Here is a 9185-nt window from a genome sequence, read left to right as displayed (position 1 = left end):
GATGCCCTCGGTGGTGAGCCGGTGGCAGGTGCTGGCGTCGAAGTAGCCGGCCTGCGCGAGATGCAGGAAGCTCTCGACGGTGCACGGCGCCTTCGCGCGGTCCAGCGTGAGCGGGATGGCCCCCCGGTCGGTGTCCAGCGTGACCGAGACGGTGCCGGTCCGCTGCGGGTCGGTGACCGTGGGTGCCTGCACCGGCTTCGCGGACTGCCCGTCCGGCACCCAGGTGCAGCCGGTCGGGGCGGGCGGGGCCGCCGCGGCGTCGCTCTGCGGGGGGTTCGCGGGGGCGTCGGTCCCGATGCCCACGAACGAGAAGGCCACGACGCCCACGACCACCAGCACCGCGACCGTCGCAGCCGTGATCGCGGTGACCCGCTTGCGCCGCGCGGCCTGCTGCGCTCGCCGCTCCTGCTGCCGCGCCAGCTTGCGCTTGGCCGCCTCGCGCCGCATCTGGTTCGTGGCCACCGCCGGTCCTCCCGCTCGCCCGTCCGGGGCCCGACGATAGCGGCGCCCGTCCGCGGGATCTCGGACGACCCCGGCGACTGGTCGTCGTCACCTGTGATCTCCGCCTTGCTTCGCGGCGGCGTTGATCCACAGGACCCGCGTTAGGCTGGTCGCGTGCTCGTCGCAGGGTTCCCGGCAGGGGCGTTCCAGACCAACTGCTTCGTCGCGGCCACCGGTCCCGGCGAGGCGTGCATCGTCGTCGACCCGGGGCAGGACGCCGTCGAGCCCCTCGAGGAGCTGCTCGCGGAGCACCGGCTGACACCCGTGGCCGTGCTGCTCACCCACGGCCACTTCGACCACACCTTCTCCGTCGCCCCGGTGTGCGACGGGCACGACGTGCCGGCCTGGATCCACCCGGACGACCGGGAGATGCTCGCGGACCCGCTCAAGGGCCTGTCCCGGGACGCGGTCGCGTTCTTCGGCGGGCGGATCGAGATGCGCGAGCCGCGGGAGGTCCGCGCGCTCACCGACGGCAGCGAGCTGGAGCTCGCCGGGCTGACGCTGCGCGTCGACCACACCCCCGGCCACACGCCCGGCTCGGTCGTCTTCACCACGCCCACCGCCGAGGGCGTCGAGGTGATCATCGCCGGGGACACCCTGTTCGCCGGTTCGATCGGCCGCACGGACCTCCCCGGCGGCGACCACGCGCAGATGATGGCGAGCCTGCGCGACAAGCTGCTCGTCCGGGAGGACAGCGCGGTCGTGCTGCCCGGGCACGGGCCCACGACGACGATCGGGCGCGAACGCGCGTCCAACCCGTTCCTGCAGGGGCTCACCTCCGCTCCGAGGCGCGGGTTGTGAGCGCCGTGGCCGAGCGCGTGCAGACGTTCGCCGCGCCGAAGGGCGTCCCGGAGTACACGCCGCCGTCGTCGGCCGGGTTCGAGCACGTCCGCAACACGCTCGTCGCGGCCGCGGAGCGGGCCGGGTACGGGCTCATCGAGCTGCCCGTGTTCGAGGACACCGGGCTGTACGCGCGCGGCGTCGGCGAGTCCACCGACGTCGTCAGCAAGGAGATGTACACCTTCGCCGACCGCGGCGACCGCTCCGTCACGCTGCGGCCCGAGGGCACCGCGGGCGTCGTGCGCGCGGTGATCGAGCACGGGCTGGACCGCGCGGGGCTGCCCGTCAAGCTGCGGTACGCGGGTCCGTTCTTCCGCTACGAGCGCCCGCAGGCCGGGCGCTACCGCCAGCTCCAGCAGGTGGGTGTCGAGGCGATCGGGGTGGACGACCCGGCGCTGGACGCCGAGGTCATCGCCGTCGCGGACGAGGGGTTCCGGGCGCTCGGGCTCACCGCGTACCGGCTGGAGCTCACCTCGCTGGGCGACGACGACTGCCGCCCGGCCTACCGGGCGGCGCTGCAGGAGTACCTCGCGGACCTCCCGCTGGACGACGCCACCCGGGAGCGGGCCCGGATCAACCCGCTGCGGGTGCTCGACGACAAGCGACCCGAGGTGCGGGCGCTGCTGGCGGACGCGCCGCTACTCGTCGACCACCTGTCCGGGCCCGCGGCGGAGCACCATGCCGCCGTGCTGGCGCACCTGGACGATCTCGGCGTGGCGTACGTACAGAACCCGCGGATGGTGCGCGGGCTGGACTACTACACGAAGACGACGTTCGAGTTCGTGCACGACGGCCTCGGCGCCCAGTCCGGGATCGGGGGCGGCGGCCGCTACGACGGGCTGATGGCGCTGCTCGGCGGGCCGCCGCTCACCGGCGTGGGCTACGGCATCGGCGTGGACCGCACCCTGCTCGCCTGCCGGGCCGAGGGCCTCGCGCCCTGGTCGGAGGCGCGCTGCGAGGTGTTCGGCGTGCCGCTCGGCGACGCCGCGCGCTCCCGGCTCGTCGTCCTCGCCGGGGCGTTGCGCCGGGCCGGCGTGCGCGTCGACCTCGCCTACGGCGGGCGCGGGCTCAAGGGGGCGATGAAGGCCGCGGACCGCTCCGGCGCCCGGTACGCGCTGGTGCTGGGGGAGCGGGATCTCGCCGAGGGCACCGTCGGGGTCAAGGACCTGGTATCCGGCGAGCAGCGGGCCGTGCCGCTCGACGACGTGGTCGACGAGCTGGTCGGGTTGGTCGGTGCGCTCGCGTGAGCGGGCCTGCGACCTCGCAACATCCGGGTGCACCGCGCAGCCGTCCGGACGGCTGCGCGGCGATGCGGGAAGCTGCGAGGTCGGGGCGGGGTGGTCGGCGCTGCGGCGGGCACCCTCGGCGAGGGCGCTCGTGAGCGCGGCGGACCGGGACCGCTGGGACGCCCGCTACGCGACCACCGCGCCCGTCGAGGCCTCGGTGCCCCTCCCGCCGGACCTGCTCGCCGGGCGCGAGGAGCTCCTGCCCGCGTCGGGCCGCGCGCTGGACGTGGCCTGCGGCTGTGGCGCCACGGCCGTCTGGCTCGCCCTGCGCGGCCTGGCGGTGGACGCCGTCGACGGCTCCCCGGTCGCGATCGCCGCGGGTGCGGCGCTCGCGCGACGGCCGGGGCCGCAGGCCGACGGCGGCCCGGGAGGGGGTGGCGGTGCGGCCGGCCGCGTGGGGAGCGACGGCACCGATAGCGGCACTGATAGCAGCACTCACGGTGGCGCTGACGACGGCGCCGCAGGCGGGGTCCGGTGGCGCGTCCACGACCTCGACCAGGGCCTCCCGCCCGGCTGGACCGGGCCGTACGACGTGGTGGTCTGCCAGCGCTTCCGCGATCCGGCGCTCTATCCGCTCCTCCGAGCCGCCGTCGCCCCGGACGGCCTGCTCGCCCTCACGGTGCTCTCCGTCGTCGGCGGCCGTGCGGGTCCCTACCGGGCCGAACCGGGCGAGCTGCCCGCCGCCTTCCCCGGCTGGCGAGTCATCGACCAGCGGGAGGGCGGCGGCGAGGCGCACCTGCTCGCCCGGCCGCCCCGGTCGGCGTGACGGGCGAGGCAGGGATCACCGGATCGCGCGGAACAGGAGACGTCCCCGACCGGTTGCCGAGTACATGGCAGACACCGACCACGAGCTGAGCCCGACCGGATGGGTCCGCGACCAGACCGAGCGCATCCTCTCGACCGGAACGACCGACGGCGTCGAGATCCTGGGCAAGCCGGTCGTCCTGGTGAAGATCAAGGGTGCGAAGACCGGCAAGACCCGGCTCGTCCCGCTGATGCGCGTCGAGCTCGACGGTGTGTACGCGATCGTCGCGTCCAAGGGCGGCTCCCCCCAGAACCCCGTGTGGTACGGCAACGTGAAGGCGCACCCGGACGTCAGTCTCCAGGACGGGACCGTCACCCGCTCCTACCTCGCGCGCGAGGTCAGCGGCGACGAGCGCGCGCAGTGGTGGAAGCGGGCCGTCGCCGCGTACCCGCCCTACGGGGACTACCAGCAGAAGACCGATCGTCTCATCCCCGTGCTGGTGCTGGAGCCCGCCGCCTGACCGGTCCCGGCGCGGCCGATCACAGCCGCGGTACCGTGCCGATCACCGCCGCGGCGTGGGCTCCTGGACGGCCACCGCCGCCGCCAGGGCCGTGGTGATCGGCACGGATGCGACGAGCCCGATGCTCCCCACGAGCGTGCGCACGATCTCGGTCGCGACGTCCTGGCTGGTCAGCACGGTACCGAAGCCCCGGCCGGAGATCTCGAACAGGAGCAGGAGCGGCAGCGTCGCACCGGCGTAGGCCAGCACGAGCGTGTTCACCGCCGAGGCCACGTGATCCCGCCCGATGCGCATGGCCGCCGTGAACAGGGCCCGTCCCCCGATCGTCGGGTCGGCCTGGCGCAGCTCCCACACCGCGCTCGTCTGGGTGACCGTGACGTCGTCGAGGACGCCCAGCGCCCCGATGATCACCCCGGCGAGCAGCAGGCCGCGGGCGTCCACCCCGGTGCCGAGCGTCGCGATGAGGTTGCCCGTCTGGTCGTCCAGGCCGGTGAGCGCGGCCGCCGCGGAGAACGCGGCGCCGAGCGCGCCGATCAGGCCCAGGGACAGCAGCGTCCCCAGCACGGCCGTCGACGTGCGCGCGGACGGGCCGTGGGTCAGGTACAGCACCGCGAACATGATCACGCAGGAGCCGACGACGGCGACGGCCAGCGGGTTGCTCCCCGACAGGATCGCCGGCAGCACGAACGCCATCAACACCAGGAAGCTCAGGCCGAGAGCCGCCAGCGCCGCGAGCCCCCGCCACCGGCCGAGTACGAGCACCGCAACCGCGAACAGGGCGGCGAGCCACACCAGGGACGCGCCGCGTTGGAAGTCCACGATCCGGTAGGCGGCCGGATCCACCGGGTCCGCACCGGACCACTCGACGACCACCTCGTCGCCCACCAGGAACCGCGGCGTGCCCGGCTCGACGCTCACCAGCAGGGTGAGCTGGCGTCCCGGCAGCGGACCGCCGTCCATCAGGATCGTGATCGCGTCGCAGCCGCCCGCCCCGGAGCCCTCGACGCAGTCCGCCGGGCGGGTTGCCGACACCGTCGCGTCGAAGAGCACCGCCCCCGGCGCCGCGAGCGTCGTCGTCGGGCCGCCCGACGGCCACAGCAGCACGAGGCCGACCAGCGTCGCCAACGCGCAGGGGACGAGCAGCGCGGCGATGAACGTCCGGACGCGGCGGCTCGCGGGGGGTGCTGGCGAGTGGCCGTGGCCGTGCCCGTGGGTCTGGCTAGGGGTCTGGCTGTGGGTTTCGCTGTGGGTCTGGCTGTGGCCGCCGGATCCCGGCGCGGCGCCGTCCTCGGCGGTGCCGCCGGTCCGTCGGGAAGCGGGCGGGTCCCGCGGCGGGTCGGCGCGCGCGGTGTCGCGCTGTCGCGGGGCGCCCGCATCGCCGGCGTCCGCGCCTACGGCTCCTGCGTCCGAGTCTGATGCGTGCCGGGTTGTCGCGTTCGTGTCCTGTGCTGCGCCTCGGGCCGCAGCGGTCCGGGCCCCTGCGTCCGGGGTCGTCGTTCCCGGCACTGCGTCTCGGGTTGTCGTTTCCCGCGCCACGTCTCGGGTTGTCGTTCCCCGCGCCACGTCTCGGGTTGTCGTTTCCCGCGCCACGTCTCGGGTTGCCGTTTCCCGTGCCGAGGCGCGACCCGTCAGCGCCCGGCGCGGGCGGTCGCGGTCCTGGCGCCCGTGGCCGGTGCGTGACGCTGGAGACGACGTCGCGTCGTCCGGGATCGCGAACCGGCCGTCGCCGCCCTGGTGGCGGCCCCGTGCTCCGGGATCCGCTCGTCCGCCCGCGGCGGAGACGTCCCCGGAGATGCGTCCTCCGGCGACAGAGCGCGCCTCGCGGACCGGGCCGCGGGATCCGCCGCCGGTGCGCTCGGCGGGCCCGCCCGGAGCCCCAGCCCTGCCGGAGCGCCTGCCGGGACCGGCGGCGTGCTGCCCGTCGGGACCGCCGGTATGCGCCGCCGGGCCGCTGGTGTGCGCCGCCGGGCCGCTGGTGTGCGCCGCCGGGCCGCTGGTGCGCGCCGCCGGGCCGCTGGTGCGCCCGTCGAGATCGCCAACGCGGGCAGCCGGACTGCCGGTGCGCCCGTCGGGACCGCCGGTATGCGCCGCCGGACCGACTTGGGCAGGGTGTCGTCTGCGCTCGACGGGTCGGCCGGGGGCGGCGTGGTGGGCATCGAAGCGGCGTGCCTCGGGATCGTCGGAGGCAGGGCGAGCGGCAGGGCGTGCGTGCTGCTCGGATCGGCTGGAGTGGCCATGGCGAGCCGCGCGTCCCCCGTCGTCGGCACGCCCGGGACCGTCCGCCCGGGTGGGCGGCGGGGTGCGACTGCCGGGTGCCGCCGGCCCGTCGCCCCGCCTGACCGGACGCGCCCGCGGATCCGAGCGCTGATCGCCGATCGCCATCGGGGCGGACGGATCGCGGCCCGGGGCACTACGCCCGGGGTCCGCAGGGGAGTGGCTCCTGTCCGGTGCCGTCCTCCGGCCGCCGGACCTCGGCGGTCCGGCGTTCGCCGGGCGGTCCGGACGGGAGGAATCCACCGGGGCATAGTGTCAACGGCGTCCCGGGAGGCGGGCACTGCCCCGGCGAACGGGGTTGCGCATGATTCGAACATGTGTTCGACTCTCCACATGCGGTGGCGTGGTCAGCAAGTCCTCGACGACGGCGTGGGTGACACGGCGGCACTGCCGGGCCTGCGCGGCCTGCTGCGCTCGGTCCGGCCGCCGGAGTTCGCCGGCATGGTGTTCCACGAGGTGGAGGCGCGGTCCGCGCTGAACCGGGTGCCGGATGCCTCGCCGGTCCCGTTCCGCTGGACGGTGAACCCCTACCGTGGCTGCGGGCACGCCTGCACCTACTGCACGGTCGGCAGCACGCCGGTCCTCTGCGGCGACGGGCGTCCGCGGCCGATCGCCGAGCTGCGGGTGGGGGATGTCGTCGTCGGCACGGAGGTCGTCGGCGGGGTACGGCGCTACGTCCGCACGCCGGTGCTCGCCCACTGGTCCACCGTCCGGCCGGCGCACCGGGTCACCCTGGCGGACGGCACGCGCCTCGTGACCAGCGGGGAGCACCGGTTCCTCACCGAGCGTGGCTGGCGGCACGTGACACCGGGCTGGTGCGCCGCGGGGCGGCGGCCGTGGCTGAAGCCGGGCATCGGCCTCGTCGGACCGGGCGGGCCGCGGCGGCTCCCGGCCGCCGACGAGGGTCCCGTCGGCGCGACCGGCGACGCCGCCGAGGAGTCCCTCGACGGCCCGGCGTACCGGGCGGGCTACCTCACCGGCCTGGTCCGCGCGGATGAGGACGGGCTCGAACGGCAGGGGCCGGGAGGCCCGGACGGGCCCACGTCCGGTGGCGAGGCCCGGCCGTACGGCGGGCACCGCCAGGGGGCACCGGGGGCCCATCAATCCGGCGACGACCGCGCCGATCGCTGCTTCCCGTCGGAGCGCCTGGAGCTGGAGGTGCTCGGCCGGGCTCATCACTACCTGGCCGCCCGGGCCGTCCCCGCGCCGGGGGCGGGCACGGGGATCGCCGTGGCGGACCCGTTCCACCCGCTGCGCGCATCCGTTTCTCCCGGCGGTGGCACGGCCCGCGTCGGCCCGCCCGATGACGCCTGGCCGCTGCACCCGGACGACGGCTGGTGCGCGGGGTTCCTGGCAGGGGTCGTGGACGCGCGCGGCGCGGTCACCGACGGGATGCTGCGGATCGAGCTGGTGGACGAGGAGATCATCGGCCGGGTTGCGGGCGCGCTGCACCGGCTTGGCTTCCCGTTCGGGCTGCGGCGCCGGCCCGCTCGGCCCGGCGGTGGTGGACGGCACGGCGTCTGCGTCGTGGAAGTGGGCGGCGGCCCGTCGATGCTGCTCTCCTTCCTGCGGCGGGTCGACCCGGCGAGCGGCAGCAGGCGAGACCTGTCGGGTGCCCCGGTCGAGGGCGGTCCTGGCCTGCGCGTCACCGCGGTCGAGGCGCTCGGGGTCGAGCTGCCGATGTACGACATCACCACGGGCACCGGCGACTTCGTGGCGGGCGGCGTGGTGCACCACAACTGCTTCGCCCGCAACACCCACACCTACCTCGACCTGGACGCGGGAGCGGACTTCGACCGGCAGATCGTCGTCAAGGTCAACGTCGCCCGGGTGCTGGAGCGCGAGCTGCGCGCCCCGCGGTGGCGGGGCGAGCCGGTGGCGATGGGTACGAACACCGATCCCTACCAGCGGGCGGAGGGGCGCTACCGCCTCATGCCCGGGGTGATCGCCGCGCTCGCCCGCTCCGGCACCCCGTTCTCGCTGCTCACCAAGGGCACCGTGCTGAGCCGCGACCTGCCGCAGCTCGCGTCCGCCGCTGCGGACGTCCCGGTCGGGCTCGGGGTGTCGATCGCGCTGCTGGACCGGCCGCTGCAGGCGCGACTGGAGCCCGGCACCCCGTCCCCGCAGGCCCGGCTGGACCTGGTCCGCAGGATCGTGGACGCGGGTCTGGAGTGCGGCGTGATGGTCGCGCCGGTCCTGCCGCTGCTGACAGACTCCGCCGAGGCACTGGACGCCCTGCTGGAACGGATCGCTGCGGCGGGCGCCTCCGGGGTGTCGGTGCTGGCGCTGCACCTGCGGCCCGGCACGCGCGAGTGGTTCCTGGCCTGGCTCGCCCGCGAGCACCCGCGGCTGGTGGCGCCGTACGCCCGGCTGTACCGGCGCGGCGCGTACGTCGACCCGGAGTACCGGCGGGCGCTCGCCCGGCGGGTTGCGCCGCTGGTCCGCCGCCACGGCCTCGGCGCGCGGGTCGCGACGCTGCGGGAGCAGGAGCTCCCCGCGCCGGATCCGGCGCCGCGGGCGGTCGAGCAGCTCAGCTTGCTCTAGACCCCGGGTGGCGGGGCTGGCGGTGCGTTGGCCGGGCGGTGTCGGCCGGGGTGGACCGGGTTGGCCGGGCTGCGGCTGGCTGTCCTCCGGGCCGTGCTGCGGGCTGACCGGGCTGTGCTGCGGGCTGACCGGGCTGTGCTGCGGCCGCCGTGCTCTGGGCCGGGCCGCGGGCCGGCCGGGCCGTCCTCCGACCGGCTGGGTTCTCACCCCGCCTCGCAGAGGCTCGATGCGGTTCGCAGGGCTGCAGCCTTTGCGAGGCGTGCCGGGACCCTGCGAGGAGGTGCCAGTAGGTCTGCGAGGCGCGTCCGAACCCTGCGAGGAGGTGCCTGAGCCTCTGCGAGGTGCGTTGGGGCTCTGCGGTGGCCGGAACCTTGCGAGTGCTGGCCGGGGACCTTGCGAGGTCTCGGGCCGGGCCGGGGGGGGGGGCGCGGGGCGGGGCGGGGGGCGGGGCGGGGGGGGGGGGGGGGGGGGGGGG

General features: G+C 76.0%; 7 protein-coding genes. 5 read left to right on the top strand and 2 right to left on the bottom strand.

Translation table 11 applies throughout. The features are described 5' to 3' along the window. The coding region (locus tag AB7J25_RS28890) for a peptidylprolyl isomerase (RefSeq protein ID WP_428514232.1) at positions 1–462 on the bottom strand (462 nt) is incomplete at its 3' end. A 153-nt stretch (positions 463–615) separates the two neighbouring features. Between AB7J25_RS28890 and AB7J25_RS28885 the strand changes: the two genes are divergently transcribed. From AB7J25_RS28885 to AB7J25_RS28870, 4 genes are all read left to right on the top strand, one after another. Continuing rightward, complete coding sequence (locus AB7J25_RS28885) at positions 616–1302, top strand: MBL fold metallo-hydrolase (protein ID WP_428514230.1); 687 nt, start codon at positions 616–618, stop codon at positions 1300–1302. 17 nt (positions 1303–1319) lie between these two features. Continuing rightward, positions 1320–2588, top strand: coding sequence for a histidine--tRNA ligase (gene hisS, locus AB7J25_RS28880; protein ID WP_428514234.1), 1269 nt, complete (start codon positions 1320–1322; stop codon positions 2586–2588). Positions 2589–2718: 130 nt separating this feature from the next. After that, complete coding sequence (locus AB7J25_RS28875; protein ID WP_428514228.1) at positions 2719–3393, top strand: class I SAM-dependent methyltransferase; 675 nt, start codon at positions 2719–2721, stop codon at positions 3391–3393. A gap of 64 nt (positions 3394–3457) precedes the next feature. Next, positions 3458–3892 carry a nitroreductase family deazaflavin-dependent oxidoreductase gene (locus AB7J25_RS28870; RefSeq protein ID WP_428514226.1) on the top strand — a complete coding sequence of 145 codons (435 nt, stop codon included), beginning with the start codon at positions 3458–3460 and terminating at the stop codon, positions 3890–3892. Positions 3893–3934: 42 nt separating this feature from the next. Here the strand turns inward: AB7J25_RS28870 and AB7J25_RS28865 are convergent, their stop codons facing one another. Then, positions 3935–5017: a YibE/F family protein gene (locus tag AB7J25_RS28865; RefSeq protein ID WP_428514224.1), complete on the bottom strand. Its 1083-nt coding sequence runs from the start codon at positions 5015–5017 to the stop codon at positions 3935–3937. Positions 5018–6481: 1464 nt separating this feature from the next. Here AB7J25_RS28865 and AB7J25_RS28860 point away from each other — a divergent pair. Continuing rightward, positions 6482–8710, top strand: coding sequence for an intein-containing Rv2578c family radical SAM protein (locus tag AB7J25_RS28860; RefSeq protein WP_428514222.1), 2229 nt, complete (start codon positions 6482–6484; stop codon positions 8708–8710). The last annotated feature ends 475 nt before the right edge of the window (positions 8711–9185 follow it).

The sequence above is a fragment of the Pseudonocardia sp. genome, from assembly GCF_050246655.1.
Lineage (GTDB): Bacteria > Actinomycetota > Actinomycetes > Mycobacteriales > Pseudonocardiaceae > Pseudonocardia.
Note: the sequence above shows the minus strand (reverse complement) of the source record. Positions and strands in the feature narration are given on the sequence as shown.